General features: G+C 42.1%; 34 protein-coding genes and 2 pseudogenes. 8 read left to right on the top strand and 28 right to left on the bottom strand.

The window, feature by feature from the left end; translation table 11 throughout:
• Window positions 1–19 precede the first annotated feature (19 nt).
• The 4 genes from ytrH (at window position 20) to ATG71_RS10985 (ending at window position 2,742) form a co-directional block, all read left to right on the top strand.
• Window positions 20–355: a sporulation membrane protein YtrH gene (ytrH, locus tag ATG71_RS11000; protein ID WP_034756917.1), complete on the top strand. Its 336-nt coding sequence runs from the start codon at window positions 20–22 to the stop codon at window positions 353–355.
• The gene (gene ytrI, locus ATG71_RS10995; protein WP_098439644.1) at window positions 352–858 is read left to right on the top strand and encodes a sporulation membrane protein YtrI; all 507 of its coding nucleotides are present in this window, start codon (window positions 352–354) and stop codon (window positions 856–858) included. The genes ytrH and ytrI overlap by 4 nt, the downstream gene beginning before the upstream one ends.
• Before the next feature lie 307 nt (window positions 859–1,165).
• Entirely contained in the window at window positions 1,166–1,729 is a 564-nt protein-coding gene (locus tag ATG71_RS10990) for a sigma-70 family RNA polymerase sigma factor (RefSeq protein ID WP_098439643.1), read from the top strand.
• A complete protein-coding gene (locus ATG71_RS10985) occupies window positions 1,726–2,742 on the top strand; it encodes a DUF4179 domain-containing protein (RefSeq protein ID WP_098439642.1) in 1,017 nt (338 codons plus the stop codon). Before ATG71_RS10990 ends, ATG71_RS10985 begins: the two co-directional genes overlap by 4 nt.
• Window positions 2,743–2,772: 30 nt before the next feature.
• Here ATG71_RS10985 and ATG71_RS10980 read toward each other — a convergent pair whose 3' ends face one another.
• The 7 genes from ATG71_RS10980 to ATG71_RS10950 form a co-directional block, all read right to left on the bottom strand.
• Window positions 2,773–3,225, bottom strand: a complete 453-nt coding sequence (locus ATG71_RS10980; protein WP_098439641.1) for a GNAT family N-acetyltransferase — start codon at window positions 3,223–3,225, stop codon at window positions 2,773–2,775.
• Window positions 3,225–4,076: an alpha/beta fold hydrolase gene (locus ATG71_RS10975; protein WP_098439640.1), complete on the bottom strand. Its 852-nt coding sequence runs from the start codon at window positions 4,074–4,076 to the stop codon at window positions 3,225–3,227. Before ATG71_RS10975 ends, ATG71_RS10980 begins: the two co-directional genes overlap by 1 nt.
• Window positions 4,077–4,284: 208 nt before the next feature.
• A complete protein-coding gene (locus ATG71_RS10970) occupies window positions 4,285–4,911 on the bottom strand; it encodes a DUF7010 family protein (protein WP_098439639.1) in 627 nt (208 codons plus the stop codon).
• 50 nt (window positions 4,912–4,961) lie between these two features.
• Entirely contained in the window at window positions 4,962–5,990 is a 1,029-nt protein-coding gene (locus ATG71_RS10965) for a DUF4362 domain-containing protein (RefSeq protein WP_098439638.1), read from the bottom strand.
• Between the two features lie 80 nt (window positions 5,991–6,070).
• Complete coding sequence (locus ATG71_RS10960; protein ID WP_098439637.1) at window positions 6,071–6,490, bottom strand: hypothetical protein; 420 nt, start codon at window positions 6,488–6,490, stop codon at window positions 6,071–6,073.
• 12 nt (window positions 6,491–6,502) lie between these two features.
• The gene (locus tag ATG71_RS10955; RefSeq protein WP_098439636.1) at window positions 6,503–7,324 is read right to left on the bottom strand and encodes a lipid II flippase Amj family protein; all 822 of its coding nucleotides are present in this window, start codon (window positions 7,322–7,324) and stop codon (window positions 6,503–6,505) included.
• 203 nt (window positions 7,325–7,527) lie between these two features.
• A complete protein-coding gene (locus tag ATG71_RS10950; RefSeq protein ID WP_098439635.1) occupies window positions 7,528–8,736 on the bottom strand; it encodes an MFS transporter in 1,209 nt (402 codons plus the stop codon).
• Between the two features lie 375 nt (window positions 8,737–9,111).
• Here ATG71_RS10950 and ATG71_RS10945 point away from each other — a divergent pair, with 375 nt between their 5' ends.
• Window positions 9,112–10,077 (top strand): quinone oxidoreductase family protein, encoded by a 966-nt coding sequence (locus ATG71_RS10945; RefSeq protein WP_098439634.1) that lies wholly within the window; start codon window positions 9,112–9,114, stop codon window positions 10,075–10,077.
• A 43-nt stretch (window positions 10,078–10,120) separates the two neighbouring features.
• Here ATG71_RS10945 and ATG71_RS10940 read toward each other — a convergent pair whose 3' ends face one another.
• The 3 genes from ATG71_RS10940 to ATG71_RS10930 form a co-directional block, all read right to left on the bottom strand.
• A complete protein-coding gene (locus ATG71_RS10940) occupies window positions 10,121–10,573 on the bottom strand; it encodes a GNAT family N-acetyltransferase (protein ID WP_098439633.1) in 453 nt (150 codons plus the stop codon).
• A 289-nt stretch (window positions 10,574–10,862) separates the two neighbouring features.
• Window positions 10,863–11,057 carry a hypothetical protein gene (locus ATG71_RS10935; protein ID WP_098439632.1) on the bottom strand — a complete coding sequence of 65 codons (195 nt, stop codon included), beginning with the start codon at window positions 11,055–11,057 and terminating at the stop codon, window positions 10,863–10,865.
• Between the two features lie 34 nt (window positions 11,058–11,091).
• Window positions 11,092–11,628 carry a chloramphenicol phosphotransferase CPT family protein gene (locus tag ATG71_RS10930; protein WP_098439631.1) on the bottom strand — a complete coding sequence of 179 codons (537 nt, stop codon included), beginning with the start codon at window positions 11,626–11,628 and terminating at the stop codon, window positions 11,092–11,094.
• 108 nt (window positions 11,629–11,736) lie between these two features.
• Between ATG71_RS10930 and ATG71_RS10925 the strand changes: the two genes are divergently transcribed.
• Entirely contained in the window at window positions 11,737–12,231 is a 495-nt protein-coding gene (locus ATG71_RS10925; RefSeq protein ID WP_098439630.1) for a hypothetical protein, read from the top strand.
• An 82-nt stretch (window positions 12,232–12,313) separates the two neighbouring features.
• Here ATG71_RS10925 and ATG71_RS10920 read toward each other — a convergent pair whose 3' ends face one another.
• From ATG71_RS10920 to ATG71_RS24000, 10 genes and pseudogenes are all read right to left on the bottom strand, one after another.
• Window positions 12,314–12,718: a hypothetical protein gene (locus ATG71_RS10920; RefSeq protein ID WP_098441796.1), complete on the bottom strand. Its 405-nt coding sequence runs from the start codon at window positions 12,716–12,718 to the stop codon at window positions 12,314–12,316.
• 29 nt (window positions 12,719–12,747) lie between these two features.
• Window positions 12,748–12,957 (bottom strand): hypothetical protein, encoded by a 210-nt coding sequence (locus ATG71_RS10915; RefSeq protein ID WP_098439629.1) that lies wholly within the window; start codon window positions 12,955–12,957, stop codon window positions 12,748–12,750.
• A 44-nt stretch (window positions 12,958–13,001) separates the two neighbouring features.
• Window positions 13,002–13,514 carry a phosphoribosylanthranilate isomerase gene (locus ATG71_RS10910; RefSeq protein WP_098439628.1) on the bottom strand — a complete coding sequence of 171 codons (513 nt, stop codon included), beginning with the start codon at window positions 13,512–13,514 and terminating at the stop codon, window positions 13,002–13,004.
• Window positions 13,495–14,041: pseudogene (locus ATG71_RS10905) on the bottom strand (GNAT family N-acetyltransferase). The gene ATG71_RS10910 and the pseudogene ATG71_RS10905 overlap by 20 nt, the downstream one beginning before the upstream one ends.
• Window positions 14,042–14,055: 14 nt before the next feature.
• Window positions 14,056–14,817 carry a hypothetical protein gene (locus ATG71_RS10900; protein ID WP_098439627.1) on the bottom strand — a complete coding sequence of 254 codons (762 nt, stop codon included), beginning with the start codon at window positions 14,815–14,817 and terminating at the stop codon, window positions 14,056–14,058.
• On the bottom strand, window positions 14,814–15,275 hold the full coding sequence (locus ATG71_RS10895) for an NUDIX hydrolase (protein ID WP_098439626.1): 462 nt from the start codon (window positions 15,273–15,275) through the stop codon (window positions 14,814–14,816). The genes ATG71_RS10900 and ATG71_RS10895 overlap by 4 nt, the downstream gene beginning before the upstream one ends.
• Window positions 15,276–15,332: 57 nt before the next feature.
• On the bottom strand, window positions 15,333–15,533 hold the full coding sequence (locus tag ATG71_RS10890; RefSeq protein ID WP_098439625.1) for a hypothetical protein: 201 nt from the start codon (window positions 15,531–15,533) through the stop codon (window positions 15,333–15,335).
• Between the two features lie 16 nt (window positions 15,534–15,549).
• Window positions 15,550–15,921: a membrane lipoprotein lipid attachment site-containing protein gene (locus ATG71_RS10885; protein ID WP_098439624.1), complete on the bottom strand. Its 372-nt coding sequence runs from the start codon at window positions 15,919–15,921 to the stop codon at window positions 15,550–15,552.
• A gap of 35 nt (window positions 15,922–15,956) precedes the next feature.
• Window positions 15,957–16,727 (bottom strand): Cof-type HAD-IIB family hydrolase, encoded by a 771-nt coding sequence (locus tag ATG71_RS10880; RefSeq protein ID WP_098439623.1) that lies wholly within the window; start codon window positions 16,725–16,727, stop codon window positions 15,957–15,959.
• 152 nt (window positions 16,728–16,879) lie between these two features.
• Window positions 16,880–17,122, bottom strand: a pseudogene (locus tag ATG71_RS24000) (DinB family protein); the annotation flags it as partial.
• Window positions 17,123–17,190: 68 nt separating this feature from the next.
• Here ATG71_RS24000 and ATG71_RS10875 point away from each other — a divergent pair.
• Window positions 17,191–17,412, top strand: coding sequence for a hypothetical protein (locus ATG71_RS10875; RefSeq protein WP_098439622.1), 222 nt, complete (start codon window positions 17,191–17,193; stop codon window positions 17,410–17,412).
• On the opposite strand, the gene ATG71_RS23995 is transcribed toward ATG71_RS10875, so the two are convergent.
• The 8 genes from ATG71_RS23995 to ATG71_RS10840 all read right to left on the bottom strand — a co-directional run bounded on the left by ATG71_RS23995 (window position 17,375) and on the right by ATG71_RS10840 (window position 22,621).
• Complete coding sequence (locus tag ATG71_RS23995; RefSeq protein WP_142953473.1) at window positions 17,375–17,611, bottom strand: VOC family protein; 237 nt, start codon at window positions 17,609–17,611, stop codon at window positions 17,375–17,377. The two genes, ATG71_RS10875 and ATG71_RS23995, sit on opposite strands and share 38 nt — an antisense overlap.
• 29 nt (window positions 17,612–17,640) lie before the next feature.
• Window positions 17,641–17,991, bottom strand: coding sequence for a nuclear transport factor 2 family protein (locus ATG71_RS10870; protein ID WP_098439621.1), 351 nt, complete (start codon window positions 17,989–17,991; stop codon window positions 17,641–17,643).
• Window positions 17,984–18,754, bottom strand: a complete 771-nt coding sequence (locus tag ATG71_RS10865; RefSeq protein WP_286162984.1) for an HAD family hydrolase — start codon at window positions 18,752–18,754, stop codon at window positions 17,984–17,986. The genes ATG71_RS10870 and ATG71_RS10865 overlap by 8 nt, the downstream gene beginning before the upstream one ends.
• Before the next feature lie 12 nt (window positions 18,755–18,766).
• Window positions 18,767–19,312 carry a GNAT family N-acetyltransferase gene (locus ATG71_RS10860; RefSeq protein ID WP_098439620.1) on the bottom strand — a complete coding sequence of 182 codons (546 nt, stop codon included), beginning with the start codon at window positions 19,310–19,312 and terminating at the stop codon, window positions 18,767–18,769.
• Window positions 19,313–19,393: 81 nt separating this feature from the next.
• Window positions 19,394–19,657 carry an ABC-2 family transporter protein gene (locus ATG71_RS23990; RefSeq protein ID WP_353616279.1) on the bottom strand — a complete coding sequence of 88 codons (264 nt, stop codon included), beginning with the start codon at window positions 19,655–19,657 and terminating at the stop codon, window positions 19,394–19,396.
• A 183-nt stretch (window positions 19,658–19,840) separates the two neighbouring features.
• A complete protein-coding gene (locus ATG71_RS10850) occupies window positions 19,841–20,311 on the bottom strand; it encodes a DinB family protein (RefSeq protein WP_098439618.1) in 471 nt (156 codons plus the stop codon).
• 251 nt (window positions 20,312–20,562) lie between these two features.
• Window positions 20,563–22,092 (bottom strand): hypothetical protein, encoded by a 1,530-nt coding sequence (locus tag ATG71_RS10845; protein WP_142953472.1) that lies wholly within the window; start codon window positions 22,090–22,092, stop codon window positions 20,563–20,565.
• Window position 22,093: 1 nt separating this feature from the next.
• Window positions 22,094–22,621 (bottom strand): sigma-70 family RNA polymerase sigma factor, encoded by a 528-nt coding sequence (locus ATG71_RS10840; protein ID WP_286163131.1) that lies wholly within the window; start codon window positions 22,619–22,621, stop codon window positions 22,094–22,096.
• Window positions 22,622–22,823: 202 nt separating this feature from the next.
• Here ATG71_RS10840 and ATG71_RS10835 point away from each other — a divergent pair, with 202 nt between their 5' ends.
• The gene (locus ATG71_RS10835) at window positions 22,824–24,050 is read left to right on the top strand and encodes a TolB-like translocation protein (protein WP_098439616.1); all 1,227 of its coding nucleotides are present in this window, start codon (window positions 22,824–22,826) and stop codon (window positions 24,048–24,050) included.
• Window positions 24,051–24,337 lie beyond the last annotated feature (287 nt).

Below are 24,337 nucleotides of genomic sequence, written 5' to 3'. Positions count from 1 at the left end.
AATAGATGGAGATGATGAAATGGCGGAAGCTTTCTTTCCGGAATTATTCAAAAGCTTCTTTATCGCTATGGGGGTACTGCTCGGTGGATCACTGCTCGGGGGACTTGCCTCGTTTGCCATGGGGCAGCCCCTATTCATTGAAATGAGACGACTATCCGATTTCCTGCGGATCTGGGCCATCATCGCAGCGATCGGCGGCACATTCGATACAGTATACAGCTTTGAAAAAGGCTTCCTGAACGGGGAAACAAAAGAACTCTTCAAACAATTCCTGTGGATCTTGTCTGCACTCGGAGGGGCCAATACCGCTGCGATGATTATTACCTGGCTGACCCAGGAACATATGCCGTCATGAGGATCCCCCCTTTCTACCGGCTCCCTTCCTGGCAGCGGTTCTTCGCCGGAATGGTCGTGGGAGGCATCATCAGCTGGATGATCTTCCTCTTCATGTTCGGCACCATGCATGAAAAACAGGCCCTTAAGATTGAAGAACAGAAAAATGAAATCAGTAAATTGAAGAACACCCTGTCCTACTTACAGGAAGAATATAAGCAGCTGAATCAGGAAAACGAAAATGAACTGGTTATCCAAGAAGTGAAAATCAAGATCATCAACACGACCAAGACAAAAGTGGAGCTGCTCAGCATCCATGAAACCGAGGACAAACTGAGTGAAGATTTACGGAGCCTTTTGACCAAGGACTTAGAAACCGTGTACGGGAATAAAGAGCTCATCAAGAAAATCATTGAAAACAAAACCGTGAAGCTGAATGATAAGAATTTCCGGCTGAAAGTGAAGGAAATGTACTTTTATACGACCACGCAGATTACGTTGGAGTTGAAGTATGAGGATGATTAAGAGTAGTCTACTGTGAACCTGCCGGGTGGCGGGTTTTTTTGTTTGATTTTGTTCGGGATGGTTTTAAAATAGCCGTTTGATTCCCTCTTTGACAGGTATTATAGGGGCATCGTCTTCAGATTTAGTCGTGATTGCGTCATTCCCATCGATCATTGCGTCAAATGACAAAATCACCCATCTCTGACCCCTGCCTTAATTGTATACTGGAATAAGTCAAAAAAGAATTTCAACTTACATGAGAATAACTTCCACATCCATTCGTTGTACATAGTGTAAAGGCCTTTCAACCATATAAGGAGCGAATCAAATGAAAAGTTCACCGACCAATTTCATCAAAAGATTAAAAAAGAAAAAAGAGGATGCATTGGAGTATATCATTGATACTTACATGCAGCTTGTGAAAACTATCGCTACAAAAATCCTACACAATCAAAATCGGCTGGACGTCGATGAATGTATCAACGATGTCTTCCTGACCGTCTGGCAAAACGCCCATCAGTTTAAAGGAGAGTCTGAAGATTTCAGAAAGTGGATTGGGATGATCACGAAATACAAGGCAATCGACCGATACCGGCAGGCTGAAAAACGGAACGCCCGTGAACAGCAGGACGAATCCCTCCTTAAAAAATCAAGTACTCCCGGAACCGATATATCCATATTGCATCGGGAAGAAAAAAACGAATTATTGGCAGCGATCAGTCAGCTGGAGGAATTGGACCGGGATATTTTCATGATGAAGTATTATTTAGATTTATCCAATATGGAAATTGCGGATCAATTACATCTTTCGAAAGCGGCTGTGGATAACCGGTTATACCGCGGAAAGAAAAAATTAGCGACGAATGTGAAATTAAAGGAGCGGCTGGTATGAGCATGAAGGAATGGATGGATTTAGATATAGATTCACTTGAACTCGAAGAAGTGACCGAATTGGAAAAAAAGCGCGTTAAACAACATGTATTAAACAATAGGAAAAAGACAACTGTTTGGAGGAATATGGCCGTCGCATCGGTTATGCTGATCGGCCTCTCCACAGCGGCAAGTTTTGCGTATCCGTCTTTTGCCACACAGCTCCCGTTCATGGACGATGTCATACGCTATTTTACTGATGAGCCATACAAAGAGTTTGAAGACTACTCGACAGATATCGGACTTACCCAGACAAGTAATGGTGTGACCATCCTGATTGATAACGCCGTTTATGACGGCACGAATATCAAAATATCCTATGCCATCGAAACAGACAAAGACTTCGGGGAAGACATACACAGCGGAGGGAATTGGTTTGACGTTAAGGGTGCGAACGGAAGCGGCGGAAGCAGTCAACTCACCAAGATCAGCCCTACCCGCTATGTCGGATTGTCTTCCATCACTCCTAGCTTTAAAGGCGGGCACTTTCCGGAAAAGGTGGAAATCACGTGGGAACCAGAGACTCTTTATAGTACGTCCAATGATACAGAAGTCAAAGGAGACTGGTCTTTCGCCTTCTCATTAAAACGGCTGGAAGGCGACCTGCAGCTAATCAATGAAACGGTTCAGAGTAAAGATGTAACCTTCACGTTGAAATCTGTTGAGTTCACCGATGTATCAACCGTCATTGCATACAAACAAGTGGCGACGGACAATCTGCTCGAGGAGTGGCCTGAGGTTTCACCCGTCTTCAAAGTGACCGACGACCTGGGTCATGTATATATGGACGGAACGGGCGGTGGCGGTTTCTCAACAGATAACGGAAAAACATACGAAGGGACAACAGAGTTCGGAACCATCCAGGATGGAGCCAGCCGACTCATCATCCAACCCATTGAAATTGCCAGTCTCGGGTCGGGGGAAGGTCATACAGAAATTGAACTTGAACCGATTGTCATTGATTTAGAAAAATAATTCCCATTCCCCTATTGAAATTGAACGATTTTAATAGGGGATTTGTTTTTTATAAAAGTGGGATCTTACCAGATGGCCACACTTTATCTTTTCCAGCACACACCTAAACCGCTCAACCCCAGGATATTTCTCACCCAAACTCGTAATATCAAACCCAAGTTTCTTATAAAATACCACTGCATCCTGATCCGTTTCAGCAGTGATCCTAGTGCAATGGACGAGATTATCGATCATCTTATGGCCTATCCCCATGCCCCGGTGTTTCGGCATCACGGCTACATGCTTTATTTCACACTCTCCCTCATTCTGGAATTCAACTCCTATACATCCGACCATTTCATCTCCAGCCGTAAACCCATATAATTTCCGTTTGATGGAATGGATGTACAGATCATATTCCTCGTCAACTTTTTCTACAGAAGTTGCATAGGATAATAGTTTTCTAATCTTGGGGTGAATGGACTTTGTTCTGATTTCTTCCATCAGCGTCCCCCTTGCTTCAAAAACAACCCGAACTCCTCTTTGAACCGCACTGCTTCCTCAAGAAACGGATAGTGATTACTCCTCTCGAAGATGATCAGTCTGGAATCGGGTATCCCTTCAGCCATTTCAATTGAGTACTTCAATGGACATTGCACATCAAAGCGGCCACACATGATTAACGTCGGCACCCCAATAAACTCCAGCTTTCTCGTCACATCATATATTTGCAGTTCGCGGATAAAGAAGTTCATTCGCGCTGCCGACATCCCTTTATGAATGTCGAGGGAAAATAGCTCACTATATCTTTCAGGTTTATGTAAAGACAACTTTGTCCTTTCCACTGATAGCTCTTTTCTTTTTTCAAGTGGTAAGTCCGGTTGTTTCAATGCCTCAATCAGTTCCTGCATCCTTACGTAATCCGGATGCGCTTCGTTGTATATGCAGTCCACCGAGAAGGTCATATACTCCCTCGCAGCACCTCCGACAATCACTGAGAAATCCAGACTTTTTGAGAAGTGAATTCCGTAAAGGATCCCTAACATCCCACCAGCAGAATGCCCGGCAAATCCCCAATGAAGTAACCCTAATGCTTCCCGGATCGCCTCGAGGTCAAATATGGTTTCCAGCATACTCAACTGATAGGATTCATGTGCTTTGCCAGAGCCTCCTGCTTCCCGTAAGTTAGTCAAGAAGACCCGGTTGGTCCCAGTGAACGTCTCTGCGAAATAGTCCCCCGTCTCATTGAATTCGGAATAATGGTGGGTGACACATAGAGGATCTCCTTCTCCCTTGATGAAAACTTCAAATAATCCCCGTGCTGTATGCAGTAACTTTCTTTCCCATGCTTCCATCCTTTCACCCCTTTTTTCACTTTTAAAAAAGGCTTCCCGAAATGGGAAACCTGATCAATCACGATTCTTCAAATCGGACGCTTAAAGGCTTATTCAAATTCTTCAAGCTTGGATTCACCCAGAAGTACAGAGAAAAGGCAAGGTAACCGACGACTGATAATATATACAACCTCAAGATTGGCTTCTCCGCAAGCAGGGATGTTTCACTTTAGTACGTTAAATCATTTGACAACTGATCTGCTGCAAGACCCATCAATCTTCTGCCTGTCATCCAGATGGCAAGGCTCGTCACCCACAGAATCAATGCAGATCCTAGTCCGACAACAGACATGTAGGCATTCATCTCATGATCACTTAACGTCATGGTCTCTGGTATGAAAAGCCAGGTAATTATAGGAACCACACATAGTAAAATGCCCGTGTAATAATAAATCCTGACCCGGAATAGTTGGGCCAATGGTAGAAAATGAAGTCCGACGATAACGGCAATGACGATCGGAATATTTTCCGTGTGTCCAACGGCATTGCACACTGCAATGGCAATTCCGATTGCTATCCCCTCCCCGGCGAAAATGATGTTAAACCACATCCTCATGCCGTCATTCCCACTGTGGGTGGATGCCCCTTGGGGAAACCCCTTCGACGCCGAAATCAATGAGAAGCCGCCGATGACTAACACCATTCCGATTGCTAAAGCAGCGGTTAACAACCAGGGGCTTCCCCAACCTTGCAGCCCCATCACACCTGTATACGCCCATAGAGTACCGAAAAACGCCATGAATAAAACACCAGAAGCTGTCCCACGCAAATCCCCTTTCGTAACTTTATGTACCATCAAGCACACTCCTTTTCGAGTTTCATTTAAAGTTCAATCATTAATCATATCTATTCCGTTATCGTTTGAATATCACTTGCCCTGACCCTGCCGGGAGAGCCTTCCTCCAGCACTTCATCGATCTTCATGACAATTTTGTCTCCCTTTGAAAATTCTTGGGCGTCTTCCGTTTCTACATATAAAAAGGTACCGTTTAAATTCGCTAAATCTTCCCCTTTTACTTTTTCCAGGGACACTAAATCAGGAGCCGTCAAATCTTCTCCAATCAAGATCTGATTTTCCTTCACCTCCAAAATGTAACCGTAGACGACATTTTCACTGGTTTTTGTGGGATGTTTGGATGCATAAATAATGTATTCAGCAATATCAGTGAACGGTTTAGAGCTTTCATGAGAACCGCAGGCATTCCAATTAAGCGTGCGGCCTCCTCCATTTATCTTCACTTTCATCAGATAGTTGTCCGCTTGTTTTCCTTTAGGGCACTCATCACTCGTAGGCTTGGAGTTTAGATAATTCGCCAACACCAACTGCTTATAGACCTCCTGCTTATCCTCATCATTCACTTGAATCGTTTGTTTTTCTCCTTCTTTGGGACCGTACCTTAACTCCACTTCAAACACATCCTGGCGCTTTACATCATAAGAAGTCTCGAGAACCCCCCAGGTTTCACCCTTTACCCCATCACAATCTGTCAGATAATAGGACAAATTGGTAGGATTCTCTTCCCGTTTCAGTTTTCCGCATTGAAAGGACTTTACCTCGCCATTACCATACTGGTCTCTTGTATGGTCAAATGTCACATTGATGTGGTTCCCATCGTAAACTAAATCCGTGAGTATGGGATCTCCCTCAATCGTGTAGGATACGACTCTCAAATCTCCTTTTTTCTGCTTCTTTACCTGCTGAAAATAGTTCTCCATTTTATCCAATCCTGAAATCCCACCATGCACGTTCACTACATCCGCATTCAGTTCAGAATCATCTTCGTCAACAGGTTGTGCGGCTTGATCGGTTTCCTGACATCCTGTGAGAAGAAAGAAGATAATCCCAAGCATCCACAGCCATTTTTGATTTCCCATCTATTTCCCCCCTAATAAACTCTATATCTAGTACCCCTTTTCCTGAAAACACCTATAAGTTTTTTTGCAAACACCCATCGTTAAAACAGAACCATAAAAATTTGGTAAAACCGAAACATTGCCCCGAGGAATAATGCACCCACAGTAGCCATTAATAAGTATCTGAATTTAAAAAGCCACTGGTACTTATATTCATTAGGATCCTTCCACTTCTTACTATCGTTTTTCAAAGTGTAAAAGAATAGCAGGATCAGAGGCAAAACGATCAGTACTATGATTCCAAGAAAAAACACCTGATTGTAATACGCAATCGAGGATTCAGACAGAAACACTTTCAACACTTCACCTAATGCCACAAAGAGCAAGATCAACAGCATGACGTGAGAGGTAAATATGGCAGAGAGTCTCCTTCCTTTTTTCAGGTCCCTGATAATTAGATAAGGAATCAAAAAAAGAAGAATAAGTATTGCCATTGCATAAAAAAATGTACTTCCAGACAAAAAAATCCCTCCTTACTTCATTACAAAAAACTGAGTCATCCAGGCAATATAATAAGCACCGGGAATAAAGATCAGTTGAGCGAGCAGTGTCCCGAACAGCCTGGAGATGACCATCATGATGGAAAGACCCTTCAACTCATGGTAATTCCCCTTCCCATTTGCCACATCATCAGCCAGAACGGAAATCTTTGGATCAATAAACAGCGTCAATAAGATCGTTGCGACGCCATTGATCAATCCCGAGGCCATTGTGGCACTGCCTGGTCGATCTGGTACGAGAAGCGCAGCATATAGCGCTGAAAGAACGCCAATCGTGTACACTGCCGTAATGACCATATTGATGAAAAACAACCTTTTTGGAATCCTCCTGAAATTGATTCCGGTCAAATATCTTCTTCCTGGTTTAGCAAAATGGTTCATTCCTCTTTTATAAAGATCATTCTTAAACCCAAGCTTAATTAACCTCGGTACAGATCCTCCTTGCTCGGATAGGTGGATAATCCCCCTTGAAAACAATGCAACAAACGTAGGGAGCAACACGATCCCCAGGAGAGTACCTAAAGTCGAGGCACCGATCAGCACCCTGAACTGTTCTTCTACCACTTCTAATTTCCGGCCCGCAGGTGCAGCATCGGTGAGCCCACCTGTAAAAGGCTGCTGCATCATATTCGACATCCTTGAAACAATCACCATCATATTGAACAGGGAAAGACCTGAGGCAATCAACTTCACCCTTGCCCCGGATAATCTGACCGCATAAGCAAGTGTTTCAATGCTATGTATGATTAAAATGAATAATGCAATAAAGAGTACTGGTACCGATATTAACTCCACGATGACAACTCCCTTTTTTATCCAACCATATTATAGCATTAAAAAAAGGAACATTTCGTATTTTTGAAATGTTCCTTACATTTACTTTCTATAGGCTTCATACCAATGAAAAGGCTGGATTTCTTTTAACGTTTTAAATTGGAGACCGTGTTCTGGATGGTTAATTTCATTTTTCGCGAATCCCTGAGAAATAAGAAACAATCTCAACCGACTGTCTTCCGTTCAATTCCTCGCAGCCATGCGGTCAACAGAACCGCCCCAGCCACCATAATGGCACCGATCCACGGCGTATGAATCAAACCAACCTCATCCACAATGAGTCCTCCGACGAAAGAACCAATGGCAATCCCGACGTTAAACGCGGCGATATTCAAAGCAGATGCTACATTGACTGCTGAAGGAACGTATTTCTCAGCCAGGTTCACCACAAGGATCTGCAGTCCCGGCACGTTCATGAAGGCGAATAATCCCATTAGGAAGATCGCGATGAGACCTGCCACTTTAAATGGTGCTGCAAATGTAAGAATTACTAGAATGATGGCCTGCATAGCAAACATCCAGAATAACGCTTTTAATGGATTTTTATTGGATGCTTTTCCTCCGACGACATTTCCGATAGCAACAGCAATTCCGTACACTAGAAGGATGATACTCACCCATTTGGCACTGAATCCTGTTACGTCTTGCAATAAAGGTGTTAAATAAGTGAACGCGACAAACGTTCCGCCGTATCCAAGTGCTGTGATGGCAAAAGCTAATAATAATCGACCGTTCGTTAGAATCTTTAACTGTTCGCTAAATTTAGCGGGTGGTGATTCTTTCAAATTTTTTGGGACAAGAATGGAACTGGCAATGATCCCTACTACACCGAGAAGAGCTACTCCCCAGAATGTGGCTCTCCATCCGAATGCCTGTCCGATGAAGGTTCCGAGTGGTACTCCTGTAACGGTTGCAACCGTTAATCCTGTGAACATAAAGGCAATCGCACTGGCCCGCTTATGGGCAGGCACTAGATCGGCCGCAATCGTCGATCCTATCGAGAAGAAAATCCCGTGTGAAAATGCTGTGATAAAACGGGCTACGAGCAACAGTCCAAAGCTTGTGGACATGGCTGCTACCGAGTTTCCTAAAATGAATAATAGCATCAAGGACATAAGCAGTGTTTTTCTGCTCATCTTACTTGTTAGTGCGGTTAATACCGGTGCCCCGATGGCGACTCCAATGGCATAACCTGAAATCAATAATCCTGCGAGTGTGATCGATATCGACAAATCATCGGCAATCGATGATAATAATCCAACGGGAACAAACTCTGTTGTCCCGATTCCAAAGGCACTGATGGCAAGAGCAAGTAACGCCGGCGTGCCGCCTTTCGTTTTTGACTGATGTATAGTAGCTGAAGTTGAACTCATAACGTAACTTCCTCCTAAAATTTTTTAATTGAAATGAGAAAACGAAGGCGCCTTCCGTTTCTCTGTACACATATGATAATGGGTACAATCATTTATGAGAAGTACGCACTTTAAAGTCATGTAGGTACTTTTTTGTAACCTAGGGACTCCCAAGTGCCTATATTCCTTTCAAACCTCTTCGATGAAAATAGGCAGGTACTGTTTGAAAAGCTAAATTGAATTATGAGGGCTAGCTAACTTTTTGGGAAGAACGCACTTTGAAGTGGCATAGGCACTTGGAAGTACCCATGAGTCTGAAAGATAAGCTCTTCCCTAGTCAAAAACCAAACAACTGGTTACACTAAAAGAGAATGATGTTAAAGAGGAGAGTACATAATGAAAGCACTTGTATTTGAAAAGTTCGGCGGACCGGATGTCCTCCACTATCAGGAGATTGATTCTCCCCAATTGGGCCCGGATGAAATGTTAGTGGAAATGAATGCAATCGGCCTTAATTTCGCCGATGTATATAGAAGAAAAGGGAATTATCACTTAGCAGGAGAGCCACCGTACATTTGTGGATATGAAGGAGCAGGCGTCGTCAAAAAGGTTTGGAACAACGTGCAGGGATTGGCTGTTGGGGACCGCATCGCTTTTGCCGATGTACCTTATGCGAATGCGGAAATGGTGGCCGTGCCAAAGGATAAAGCCATCCCATTGCCGGATGACATCTCGTATGAAACGGCTGCATCCCTTTTGTTACAAGGACTTACAGCTCATTACTTAACGAAAGACAGCTATAGTATCAAGAGTGGGGACACCGTTTTAGTCCATGCAGCTGCAGGCGGAGTCGGGCAGTTGCTTGTCCAGATCATCAAGATATTAGGCGGCACAGTCATCGGGTTAACTTCAACGGAAGAAAAAAGACAGGCAGCGCTTGCGGTTGGAGCGGACCATATGTTTTTATACAGTGAAGACTGGAAGGAGCAAGTCCAAGAAGTGACAGGTGGCAACGGTGTGGACGTCGTATATGAATCAGTTGGTTCAACGTTAATGGACAGTTTTGAATCCACCCGCATCGGAGGGACGGTCGTATTCTTCGGAATGGCGGGAGGCGATCCTGTTTCAGTTGATCCACGGATGCTGATGGACACCTCGAAAACCCTGACCGGCGGGGATTTATGGAATGTATTAACGTCTCACGAAGAACGGGTGAACCGTTCCCACGAATTGTTCGGTTGGATCCAGGAAGGGAAATTGAAGGTTTCTGAACCAACTGTCTTTCCTTTAAGCGAGGGTGCAAAAGCGCATGAGTATTTAGAAAGCAGGAAAAGCACAGGGAAGATATTATTGATCCCTTAAATAAATTGAAAGAGACCCTTTCCAACTCGGAAGGGGTCTCTTCTTATAAATCCTGTGACAACCGAACCATATCCCTGCACTGAATGCCATTTTCGTAAATTTCCTTAGGATAATGTCTGACGAAGAAGTCCAAATCCACTCCAACGATCCTGAATCCACATTTTTGATAAAGGGCCAATTGGCCAACGCCTGAATTCCCGGTCCCAACTTCAATGGTCTTGTACCCTTTCTCCTTGGCCACCTTTACGGCATCCATCACCAGCTGTTTACCAATCCCTCTCCCATGTAGCTCTTCTGCAACCGCCACATTCACTAGCTCGATGGTTTCCGGTCTTGTTGGCAGTAAGACGTAAACGCCAACGATTTTCTTTTCGAACTCCGCTACAAAGCATTCTCCTCTGGCGGTATATTCCTTCACAATGGTCTCTGAAGGATCTGCCAGAAGAAGCAACTCCAGGGGAAGTTCTTCATCCTTGTTTCGTTTTCTTATAATCATTTCCTACCTCCACTGAATCACTTATATTTCCAATCGTAGAATAACTAATTCTGATCAACACATTAAGAAAAAAATATTCATCTAGGCATATCACCTTTACTAACCTGAAATAAATAGTATACTGAAATTATTCTTCATCTTGAAGATAGTGGTTTAAGGCAGGACCCCTTATTGTAAATCGAAAAATTCCTTATTTGTAGCGGCTTACCAGTGTTGTTGGTAAGCTATTTTTTTGTATTCTAAAATAAAAAGAATGCCAGATAACTTCTGCTGTTTTTCATAGAACTTTCTATTCCAACTCCTTCTCCTTCTGACCAGATTCCTGAATAAATCTTATAAGAAATGCAGTCCCTGCGCAGTTTAGAATAATACTCGCACTAAGGATGACAGCCCACCACGGCGTTGGGAGCGGGAGAATAAATGATAATAATAAGAATAAAATTCCTGCTAATACAAATACGATACCTTTTGTTACATGATTCATGAATTTTCCTCCAAGAAAAAATAAGATATTAAACTTACACTTTTTGTTTAATCAATCGAATACATTCCTCAGCCGATGACTTGGATGTATCCACCGTCACATCATAATTCATACCTTTGTGCACGATAAAAGCCTGTGATACTGCCATCCCTTCAATGCGGTCTCCTCTTTCTTTCTCACGTGCAGCAGCGACAACCGGATCACAGAAGACGCCAACCCACAGCACCTGCAATCCTTCCAAGCAACCTTCCCATCGTTTGCGGGCTTCCACTCCATTCAGGAAAATATCGTCGATGATGATCCTGGCTCCTCTTCGTGCTATCTCTCCAATACCGTACATCCATGCCGATTCCAGTTCTTGAAATTCTGTACCTGGGCGGACCGATCCGTCTTCACCGAATTTCATTCCGCTGTCTTCTTTTAACATAGCATCAGGCATAGACTCGATCAGGTCATCAATGCTGAATCTCAACCATGGCTCGGTTAATGAATTTTGGAGACGGCTTGCGAGGGTCGTTCTAAAACAAGAATAGTTATGTTTATTATCGGCATTGGTTTCGTTAGATAACAAACTTGTTCTTACTGTTAGATTCTATCGAGAACCCGGAAAAAGACTCAATCTAAAATTGAAACATTTCCCATTACTATTCGTATACACTAATAAGAGGTGATTTAGCAGATGAAGAACCTGGTTATGAAATTATTAATCTTAACGTCACTCTTGACCTTAGTCGCAGGATGCAGTGCACATAAGGAAAGTGATGAGAATGTGAAAACCATCCAAACCTTTTTGAATAACGAATTCACTGGACCAGATGATGAACTTTCAGCCGCTTTTAAACAAGATGGTGCCTTCCCACCAGAATTAAATGAGTATGTAGATGAGAACTATGAGCCTCTTGTGATGGATTGGGAAGATATGATGAATAAGAATTATATCTTGTTTTATCAGCGCATGGCTTTTGAATATGGCTATCTGATGAAGCCGACAAACATTGAAATTATAAAGGATTCAGACCTTGCCTATGATTGTAGGGTGGATGTGGAATACAGTAAGAATGGTGAACCGAGCACGGCGACCGTCGCGGCCAGAATAAATCTAAACGAAGACGGGAAGATTGTCTCCATTCGAAATATGGATGTTGGTGGATTGTTGGAAAAATTGAATCAGTAAACTCTTGGACACAATCATGGGAACTTCTAATCGAAGAAGGTCCCATTCGTTTATTAAATATAATTAATAAGAGCCTGCTAATTTAATGCCTTTCCACATTCAATACATCCTCAGAAGGAGACAGATACTCTTTATCCCCAAGTGTGAAATCAGCTTTTTGACGATATATTTCTGCATATTGAACCACTTTACCCTCATGTAGAAAAACAAGTAAGTAGATATCATCTCTACTACTGATATTGCTTGGGTCTTCATATTCAACCCCCAGCTGCTTTTCAATATGTTCTTCAGGTGAATAGGGTTCAAACAGGTAAGCCTTGTCCCATTTGAAATCCGTTATTGAATTGACCTCAATTTCCCTGTTATTTCGATCTTTAACCATCGAATATATGGACTTCTCCAAGCCTTTATTGTGCTCAATATCAATATGACTACAGCCAACGATCAAAACGAATACGAGAAAGAGGGAGAGCGGCAGGCTTCTCATGGGTAACATCTCACTTTCTGTTCAAGAAATTAAGCTGAAGGCCCACCACCGCCACCTGTTTGATTATTGGCATTCGTGGCTTGTTGAGTATGTTGAGCCGCCTTTTGATAAGCTTCGTCTCTTGGGTCTGACGAATTCTTTTTTATACTGTCTCCATAAAACTTCATTTTCCTTGAACCGATGAAAATGCGAATGGCAAAATATAAGATGACGATTCCCAGAAAAATCAAGAAATACATAATTACACCTCCACTTGGTTTATATTCACTGTAACATATATGGTTTATGAGTTTGCTTCTCTATGAGAGTTTACATGTTTCAAAAACTCGATCTTCCCCAAATCCTTATGATTATTCTGATCTGCCCGATAGCTGTCTTTAGATGACGCTTCATAGACACGCAAATATTGTTCCTGATTCAACAAATAATAGGTCACTTCTCCCATTCGATGAATCTTTAAATCTTCCATACGAACTCCAGCAAATTCCGGCAGCGTATCGATGATTCCGAACTCCACGGATAGTCCATCTTTCGAAAATTCATGTTCATGCAAATCGATCAGCGCATAGCCCATGGTATTCATGAGCTCTACAATATCACTCCAGTTATGTATGGATGTTTCTGCAGGCACTTCCCATCCCCTCTTATCGCCAGGCACATGAATGTCCAGGTCCTGTGCATCCCAGCTCCTGCCGGTGACCACTTCCAATCCCACCGAGCCCATTAGTAGAGGTGTAACTCCCATCCCATTTAGCTTTCTGGCAATTTCAATAAACTCATTTAACTTCTGTTTCATAGACAAATTCCTCCCTGAGAATACTCATCCGCAGTCGGTCGACGAACTCTCCGTTTCTCAATCGATCCTGCCTTAAAATGCCTTCTTCCACATATCCCATTTCTGTACGATTTAATGGCTTTCTCATTATCGATCTCTACCCTGAGCCAAATCTTGTTCAGCCCGAGTTCCTTGAATCCCCACAGAAGCATTTCACGCATGGCAGCTAATCCGTATCCTTTGCCCCAGTATGTTTTATCCCCAATGGCGATCCCGAGTTCCGCATGTTTATTTAACCGGTCTATGTTTTTTAAATCAATCCAACCGATATGTTTGCCCTCATCCGTCATGATCGCCTTTTGTTCATACCCATTGGTTTTGTTGATGCACATGTCGATCCAGGCACGGGTTTCTTCCAGGCTGAAGGGAGGATATTTTTCTGGCATGTTTAAGTGTTTGGTCACTTCTTGGTCCAGGCACCAATGGTAGCGGTCTTCTGCATCGTCCAGCGTCAATTCCCTTAGTGTCACGTATGCGGTTGTTTTCATAGTCATGATTCCTTTCAAACTTGTATGCTTTTATAATGCTCTACTATCTCGGTTAGAATTGCTTTGTTGTAGCCCGTTTTCCCATGAATCCTTTCAGCCCATTCGGACACCGTCTCAAGCTTCGAATCTTTTATTAATCCTTCTGTCGTACTCAGAAAGCTCTCCCAATTATAAAACTCCCAATGCGCCGTTTCGGATTGGTACGGGATTCTGCACTCCAATAATGGATGGTTCTTTATCATATGTTGAGAATGCTCTGCAGCCTTCAAGAAGGTATCCATCTCAATTCGTTCAGTCTGGAAAACTTGTTTGGATACTTTTCCATTAGGACGATGGTACAGAATTTCAGTTCCTGATGGATGAGCTTGAACCTGCACCCCTGCAGCAGGAAAGAAACCACTTAACTTTTCGTTGGTATAATCGGGACTCTTCGTATCTATTAAAATAGGATTTAACCACTGATCACCCAGGTCACACAAAAATCGTTCCCCTTTTTCATTCAAAGCAATGACGGCCGCATGAGCCTCTTCCGAATTCAGGTTATGACCGACGGGATACGCCTCGACACCATCCCTTTTAAATTCATCCAGTAACCAGAGGGCGAGATCGAAACAATTCCCCGACATGCCGAATTGTTCCCGATATTCACGCATTAGAGAGACATCCCGCTGCTTCTTTACACTCCCCTGCTGATAAAACCAGACTTTCGTTAACGTTTCCATGGGAAAATCATTAAATTTTGTCCATGTTTTTAATATGCTTTCTGAAGCGTTCATTCTTGCACCTTCTTTAATTGATCTATGTATGGAGTAATATAGCTTTTATATTCATCCGTTAATCCACCCGGCATTTCACTCAGTTTGAAAAATTGGACTTCAACCGATTCGGTTTCATCGATGTCCATTTTTCCTTTTACGTCGCGGGTGACGTAGACAGCCGTAACGGAATACAGTTCATCCCCATTCGATACTTTGAAATAATAGTCCTTACCAGAGAAGATATTTACAAGTTTCAGCTCCCCAACCTCTAGACCGGTTTCTTCCTTCACTTCTCTCCTTGCCGTCTCCTCTAAACTTTCACCCAGTTCCATCAATCCTCCCGGAAGCCCCCAGCCACCGTCTGTCCGGTGCTGCAGTAGGACTTCATGTTGGTCGTTTAAGATGATGACGACAGCCCCGGGGAGAATTAAGGGTCTGGTGCCAACAAGTTTTCGTAGATCTTTGACGTAGTTCATTATTTTTCCTCCTTGTGACATGTACCATAACGATCATTCAACCTGATTCAAGATCATTCACCCTATATGTCTTGCTTCTCCAGTCTTCATACTTCTGATTTTCGAAACAACCAAATTCATCAGAAACCCAACGACTAAATAAACCAGTAAAAGTACATCATTCGCTTCTTTCCAGATGAATTTTGTTGCTACAAACAGGGCAAGCGAGCCCAGTACGGCTGTCAACCACAACCCCATTTGAAACGTTTTCTCTGACATATAGTCCACCCTTTTTTTAATTTTTTTCTAGAGTAAATGTTTCCTCTTGATCATCCCACTTCACCGTTACCTTAACCTCAGTATCTTCACTCATTTTGGCATTCGTGGGATTTGATTCACTACTGTCCCGGATGACTCCATTCTTTTCAAGGGTCACTCCCGTTCTGCCAAATCCACCAACTTCTTCTACGTCATAGGCAACGTCTCCCACAGAATCACTGTCCTTCCCTTTATACTTCAGGACAAAATCCTTCTTTTCAAAATCACTGGACTGGTTGACGTTTAGTTCGGCATGCCAGTGATCGGAATCTCCGGAGAAGGAGAAATCTTTGGTGTTGCAGCCTGCTAATAGAAGCATAGTTCCAATTAAGAAAAGTATTTTCTTCATCGTGTGCTCATCCCCTTACCTTGATTTTTTCCACACTAAATAACCTCAAATTTCTCCAACGCAAACGTAATACCATCTTCCCCAGATGTTTTCGTCACATAATCCGCAACCTTTTTCAACCTGTCACTGCCATTTCCCATCGCAATCCCAAGGCCAGCCAATTCCAACATATCCACATCATTATCTCCGTCACCGAAAGCAATGGCTTCCGATGGACGCAAATCATAGTAATTCAACACTTTCTGTATGGCTAATGACTTTGACACATCTTCTTGTAACACATTGAGAACGTATGGGTGCCACCTTCTGAAGGTAAGATGAGGAAACCTCTGTTGATATGATTTCACCACTTCATCTCTGGCAAATAAACACATCAAGTAGACATCCTGTTCCCCAATAAAATCGTCCCTCTCAGGATATTCATCCAGCGACAACGTTTCCTTCAATGCCCAGGCTATTTCTTCTTCCTCTACTCCATTCATACTGAAGCTTTCTGTGTAGAAAGAAAGGCCATGCTTGTCATGGGCGAAATCCACAATCTCTTTTACCAGATTCCTGTCCATGGGAACTTGATGAATCACTTTTTCGTTATGTTTAACATAGCCGCCATTGGCTGTGATGAAAGTATCGATTCCTAAATCCTTTATCTCCTCGCACATGGATAATGGCCTGCCCGTTGCAGCCACCAATTTGAACCCTTTGTTCTTTAGTGTATGTATGACGTCTTTCGTCTTATCTGGTATGCTTCCATTTTCGTGATGTGTAATCGTTCCATCAATGTCAAAGAAAACGATTTTGTACTTCATCTACTTCCTCCTCGATCCACTAAGAGCTGACTTATCAATCTGATACAACAGATTTATTACTGACAATTCCAATTATTCCAGTTTACTGACAACAACTCAATATATAGTTATAAAAAAGAAGCTTATCATTAGAGATTGATAAGCTTCTCTCATCACACGTGATGAATGTCTCTTGTTTCTTCAATCTGTTCAAGATGCCCTTTTGCATGTCCCGCTACCATCTTGATCATTTTTCTAACGGTCAGCTCACCCTGGTCTTCTGTTTGAATTTTTCTATCGAGGGAGTCCGGTAAGCTCTCACAAAGATTGAGTACGTGTTCCCGTATCAATTTAAAAAGGGATACCTCGGTTTCAATTGATCGTCCTTTGTAATTCGTTCCCGTTTCCCATAGATTGGGGTCGTAAGGATTATTCTTATAATTTCTTCCGTCTTCAGCGAGCGCAAACTTAAAGGTTTTATATTATGGGAGAGAAGATTGAGGACCTGAAGCGAAAGTTTGAGGAAGAACAAGTTGATTTTGAACTGGATGTAGATCCTGGGTTTGGTCAATTAATCATGGTAAAGGATCCGGATGGCTATATCGTTTCACATTGGGAAGAGTTGTATATGTCAGACGAAGAGATACTATCACTTTATAAAAGTGGGATCAATCGAATCGATAACGTAGGCCCGGATCAGGGTTGACAAAAGCGACATCAGTATATTTCTTGAATTCCTCTTGGTTTTCTTCCGTGAATAAAACAGACCCACCACTAGGAAGCCTCCATTGTGCAATCGTATCTTTTCTCCATTCCTCACTCCACCCAAACAAATGACGATAGAATGAAAGAGATCGTTCCAGATCATCCACCTTTAAAACCAATCTAGGCTTTGCACTTTGCATATCTTCACCCCTACGAAAAATTTAGTATCCTAACTAACCCTGGTACCTTGATGAAAAACCATTTGCCATCTTTCATCTGCCCATTTCCAAATCGAACTTCTTAACGAATGTTGTTGCGTTTCCTCATTGAAAATTCTATATGTAGTCAATACGATTTCATCAGATAATGGATGGACTTCAAAGTGATCCATTGTCATCTTCACTACACCAATACCTTCTTCGCTAATCTCCTCATCTTGATAAAGTATCTTACCCGAACTCCCAATTTCAAAAAATCCCTCTCCGAGAATCCGGGTGAGCTCTGTTTTGGATGAGCGAGTTTCTGGTTTTAATAGATTTTCTTCTAGGTGCGGGAGTTGTTCTTTTAATGTTTTATTCATAACTTTCTTCTTCCCCTTTTGAACTGCTCAAACTGCTACTCAACAAAATATCTCTTATTTCCACAATAGAAGAAACAATTGCATAAGGAGTATGATCCGTTGGCTTTTCTTCCCCTCTGAAATTGACCCATATCGCTTCCATTCCTGCTTCCATGGGACCAACTACATCATGCGTCCACGAGTCACCTATGAATATCGTCTCTTCAGGTTTCTTCTTAAATGCTTCTAGAGCAGTAGTATAGATTCTGGAATCAGGCTTTCTAATACCTAATGGTTCTGCATGAATGATCTTATCTTGGCCGAATACATCCCCTAAACCCATATTGATTATCTTTTGTTGAGGGTCATAAAGTCCGTTCGTAACAATTCCAACTTCATAATGCTTAGTCAGTTCATCTATTAAATTTAATACGTATTCGTCAACCGTTATAAAGGTCATACTTGCGTTAATAAAGAGTGATTCAAGCTGATCAATTTCCTCAACCTCTGCTTTCACTTCAAAGGAATCAAGGGCACTCTTCCATCTTTCTCTTTTAAATTCAAATGTGGTTAGTTCACCACTTACAAGTTTATCGATTAGTAATCTAGGAGGTTGTTTTATTTTCTTCAAAAATTGTTGTTCATCCATTCCCTTTGTCAATGGATGTTCCGCAAGAGCCTGAACCAGTCCATCGTCAAACCAGGACGAATTTTCAAGCAACGTGTCATCCAGGTCAAATAAAAGAAGGCTATACCTTTTCATTGGCTTATCTGTCATATTCATAGTAACCACCCCTTACAGATGAAATCGTCCCATCACCACAGTATCGTAGTAACGTCCATCCGATAATAATTTATCACTCTTTAATACTCCTTCCACTTCAAAACCATTATTTTTATAAAGAGTGATGGCTTTTTCATTGGTTTCAAGTACATTCAAAGTGATCTTCTTAATGTCGTTCTCATCTGCCCAGCTTATGCTCTCTTTTAATAGATTCTTCCCGATGCCGTATCCCCAGAATTCCTGCAGTACGCATACCCCGAACTCCACCTTATGAGCGACACGTTTTAATGATGTCCCCTCACATCTGGAGAAACCGGCAATCCTGTCCCCGACTTCACAAACGAGGAAGAGATTTCTCGGACTCTCTGAATCTTCTTGGATGATTTGAATGAAGCCATCTTCATCTATGTACGCCTCTCCTCGTTCCCTATCCATGTTTTCCGTCTCTCCATCTACCTGCAGCCGGACTTCTGACAGTTTCTGAGCATCTTCTACTTTTGCTGATCTTATGGTATAGGTTAGATTTCGAATATGAAATGTTATTGGTTGAATAATAATATCAATCCACTCCTTGAACTTGTGCTCAATATACTCTGAAACTATTATCCATTAATTTCTAATTCCTAACAATAGTTAACTTCAAGACGTAGCACTCGAATACCTCCCCAACCCCTTCATCCACAAAAACTTCGTAAAAACCGAGATGATAATAGTCAACAACAACAATCCCATCAACTGAATCAATGATATTCCATGAAAAAGGGCATACGTCGGAACCGCAGCCACAATCCCAACAGGAACCAGGGTATAAAGAAGCCACTTTATCATCGGAGGATACAAATCAACCGGATACTTCCCCATCGTCCATATACTCGAAAACAGGATGAAGCCGCCTCCTTTCAAGGTCGGATCGTGGATATGAGAGAGCAGATGAATAGAGGATTGAATTCGTTGGGGACGTTGGATGAGTTGGTGACTTATTTAGAGTAGGAAGATTATTTCAGTGAACCGTCGAAGGAACGATAAATACAGACAAAAAAAGCTGGAGATCAGCCTGCAATCTCCAGCTTCTATTCTTTATCTCATTCACCGCTGCGACGGCCACGAGCCCTGCATCTTCCTCAATTGCATGATTTGCCCCGTGTGATAAGCATCGTGAAGCATGATGTCCAGAAGCTTTTCCTCAAGGGAATCCTCTTCAATCTTTGCCTCGGTTGTTTTACTAAGCGCCTCTCTTAAGCCTCGATGAGCCGTCTCAACACGCTCTACGACTGCTCCCCATTCCTTATCATCATTTATTTGTTCCGTAAGATAAAAAGTGTCATTGCCATCGAGAGGTTGATTCCATTCACGGCCTTCTAATTGTGCCGTCAGTCTTTCTTTATAATAAGTAAGATGGTTCACATTTCCCCAAATAGTTTTCGTCGCTTCTCCATCTGGTTTCCAACAAGCTTGTTCTGCAGAGAGCCCTTCAATTGCTGGTTTTAACGGGGCATACCAGCTTTCCTGGTCGTATGTAGTGTCGAGCATTCTTAAGAGTAGATCGGTACGATTCATTTTCATCTGCCTCCTACAAATTAATCTATATACTTAGTATTTCATCAAAGATTGGATAATTCCTTTTAAAAAACACAAAATAGAAACCCCTTCCACAAAGCCCCAGAATTTCTATTCAAACTCTCATCATTTAATCCAATTAACTTCTGAGTGACAACCTTCTTGAGAATCCAATGCTATCGCTAAGGTCATGATAAATTGAAACATATAGAAAAGACGCATACCTTAACTCATGATATACGCCAGTAAATTTATTCTACTTTCTTAAATGAACCCAACAATCTTTTCAATTCACTGCTGGGTACTTTCTGCGTGACAATTTCAATCAAATAGTCACCGCTCTCTCCTTTTACGTGAACCTCATCTGTGCCTTCCACTTTGAACATATGCCATTGAATTCCGTTCATTTTCATTGAATCGATTTCTTCGCCTAGTGGCCTAACAAAATCGCCTGTTTTTCTGAGGTATGTGTCCTTAGGATAAATTCTTGTGTAAAGCAAACGAGATCCGGATCCAACTTCATTTACAGGCTTGTCATAACTGTAGACGACATAAGCATGAAGATCCTTGCGGTATTTTTCAATACTTGCAGAAAAAGGGGAGAGTTTCGGGTCTTTAAACTCATAAAACAACGGCATGGTCTCCCTTTGAATGGCCATTACTTCTTCTACTTCACTTCGTTTGGTATCAGCATGTTCAATGACTTGGAGTTCTCTATCCCTCTCATCCCTAAAAGAGTGAAACCCGTCAAGTTCAGGTTCAAACTCACTTTCGTGAAATGTTGTATTAATCTCCAAGCTTTTTGGATGTAAATAACTGACTAGTTCCCCTGCATTACTATATATCTCTTTTTTTACGATGATTCCAGTGTCTTTATCCACCCATATCCTAAATTCCTTTTCATCCGGGTGCATGGTATCGACTAGGCTATCGTCCAGCGTACCTGCGATGACCAGCGTATTATGTCCCAATAGTTTCTCATTTTGCTTATCTATTGACCATTCATTTTCAGGTCTTAAGTATTTGGCGGTGAATGAATAAGCATAAAGTGAAATTCCCGCTAACATGTTTGGAGGGGTTTCCCTAAAAATGTTCATGGTATCGGATTCAATAATATCGTCTGGATCCATTTTGAAGATGTCATCTGCCTTTACGATTGGTATTTTCTTTTCCGGCATTATTCCGAATTTCACATATTCCATTGAGTCTAAATCAAGGTGCCAAACATGGTGTTTGTTATAATATGTTTTACTTATCTTCTCTTTCGATTGGGGATTCTTCGGATTCGGATAATCGATTACCTTTTCGTATCCACCAATCACACCCTTATTACTCACCTTATACTTAACCGTTGATTTGCTTGAAGAACCATCGTAATACGAATCGTATACTTCGAATTCGCCAGCCGCTGTCTCAAAATAATCGACTGAATTAAATAACTTATGGAGAACTTCCTCTTTTGTCATAACATCATCGTTCTCTTTTGGCTGTGGGTGAGTATGCTCTTTATGTTCTTGAATCTCATTCGATTTATCATTCTTTTGAGAAAGACCTTCGTCTTTTGATAAACCCAAATGATCCATAATAAAATAGCCGGCGACTCCTAAAAACAAGACTGTAAAACAGAAGCTTAAAACCAACCCTATACCAAAGTGCTTCTTTTCTCTACTCGGCTCACGATTACTCTTAAAATGCTTCCTTACCACCGCTTTGTTTCTCTCCCTGAAATCTAAATCTTTTAGTACATGTTCGTCCAATTCTTCTTTCAATTGATCCAACATATTACTCATTTCCCTCCCCTCCTTTAAGCTTCTTCCGTAACATGTTTCTTCCCCTATGTAATCTGGATTTGATTGTTTGGCTGCTGACCCCCAACAAATCTTCAATCTCCTTATACGTTAATTCTTCATAGTAAAACAGAATCATGATTTCACGATATTTGATGGGAAGACCCAATACACTTTGGGATAGCTCTGTTTTTGCTTCGAGGTGAAGTAAATTGCTCTCCGGTGTGTGATCACTAATCCCCCTTGAAGAAAAGAAGTCACTAAACACAAGATTTCTAAAACTCCAGCTTTTCAACCGATCCTTACACAGATTTACTGTTATGGAGTAAATCCATGTGTGATAGGATGATTCTTGACGAAACGTATCAAACTTTTGATAACACCTGATAAACACTTCCTGTGCCACATCCTCGGCAAGTTGCTCTTGTTTTAAATAGGTATAAGCAAGTCGCACAACCTTCTTTCCATACTCATCCATTAACCATTCAACCGTCTCTTCTCTGCTCATTTCATTTTGCTCCATAAACAACTTTTAATCCCCTATCATCATGTACTCCCTTTCAACCTTTAGACGACGCCCAAATTGAATGGTCGCAAAAAATTGCAAAAAAATCCATTTATACGTTTACTTTCATATTAGCATTGAAGTCATTGATTGGCCCCCTACATAATTAAACCAATTCAAGAAAATAGTAAGACCATAAATCCAAAAGGAGACTCACCAAATGAAAAAAGCAATCCTCTTAACCGTCATCCTTTCTCTTCTTTTTCCATTAGCCACATCCGCAGCCCCAGTAGATCAAGTGAAAGCCGCTTTTATCAGGGAAGGAAATGTGTGGACCTTGGTGGATGCAAAGGAAAAACAACTAACGAATACCGGGAATGTACGCTCTAAGCCCAAATGGTCGACGGACGGCACTCTCCTTGCCTATCAAGTAGAGACAGCAACGGAAAGGCAGTCAGAACTATGGACTTACAATCTCCATACCGGTAAAAAGAAGCGAATTTCTTATAACGGTACCTCACCAGAATGGGCTCCCCATAAAAACCATATGGCCTATAATGACAGAGGTATTTTAGATATTTCAGACCTCAACCGATTCTACAACATCGCCACCGGGGTCAGTGACTTCACGTGGCTACCGGATGGCAGTGGATTTCTTCTATCTTCATCAGGAACCCTTAACCCGGATGGATGGTCAAGTGCCACTTTGTTTATTAAAAAAGTCGGCGAAAATTATGAGGATATTGTTTTGTTCGGAGGCGTGGAGCCGTTTTTCACACTACCTAAAGAAATCGGGACAAATGAACAAAACAAACTGATTGCCGTCAATGCAGAACAGCTGACCTATTCCCCGAGCGGCAAATGGATTTCGTTTGTCGTGTCTCCCACCGCTTCCTGGTCCATGGACAGCGATATGGTGTGTGTGATTGATAAGGAAGGGGTAAATTTCGAAGTATTGGACGAAATGATTTTGCAGGTAGGACAGCCCAAGTGGTCACCTTCAACAGATACATTAGCCTATATCGCAGGCGGCGGAAGAATCGTGTTCGGCTTCAAAAACAAGGACTTGAAGGTAAAAGAAATTCCTGCATCCGGAACTTACACGCCTGCCGATTACGCTGATCTTGACTTTGATTGGATGACTGACAAATCACTGGTCGTGTCGAGGATCAAGGAACAGGAGTGGACGAACGACTTTAGCAAGCACCCGTTGCCCGTCCTTTACACCTTGAGTATCGATGGGAATAAACAAATGAAGATAACGAGCCCTCCTAAAGGGTATGGGGACTATGCTCCTCAGTATATCCCTTCCATTGGAAAACTCGCTTGGTTAAGGGGAAAATCCCTTACTGATACGAAAAGGGATCTATGGATTGGAAATACGGATGGGACTGAGGCTAAGGAGTGGGTTCGTGATATTGAGGAGGTCGTATTTTATCCAGGTTGATGAAGTCAAAGGATAGTGATATTATGCCGGGGATGTGCTTTACTTCCTGAAAGTTCATATAAAGGAAATTCGACATCCTGGCATGATTATCCGGATTCTCGCATGATAAATCCTATACCCGCATGAAAAAAACTCATCCCGCTCGATAATCTTCCATTTGGCATGATTCATCCCTAATGTCGCATGATCCTTCCAGGAAAGTGCTTCCTAACAGAGGAATCATCACATAATCGGGCAGGATGGAGGTCTTAGAGCCCACTACAGCTAAAAACAAAAATATTGAGGTC

It is taken from the genome of Bacillus sp. es.034 (assembly GCF_002563655.1).
Taxonomy (GTDB): domain Bacteria; phylum Bacillota; class Bacilli; order Bacillales; family Bacillaceae_B; genus Rossellomorea.
This window is presented reverse-complemented; position numbering and strand designations above follow the sequence as displayed.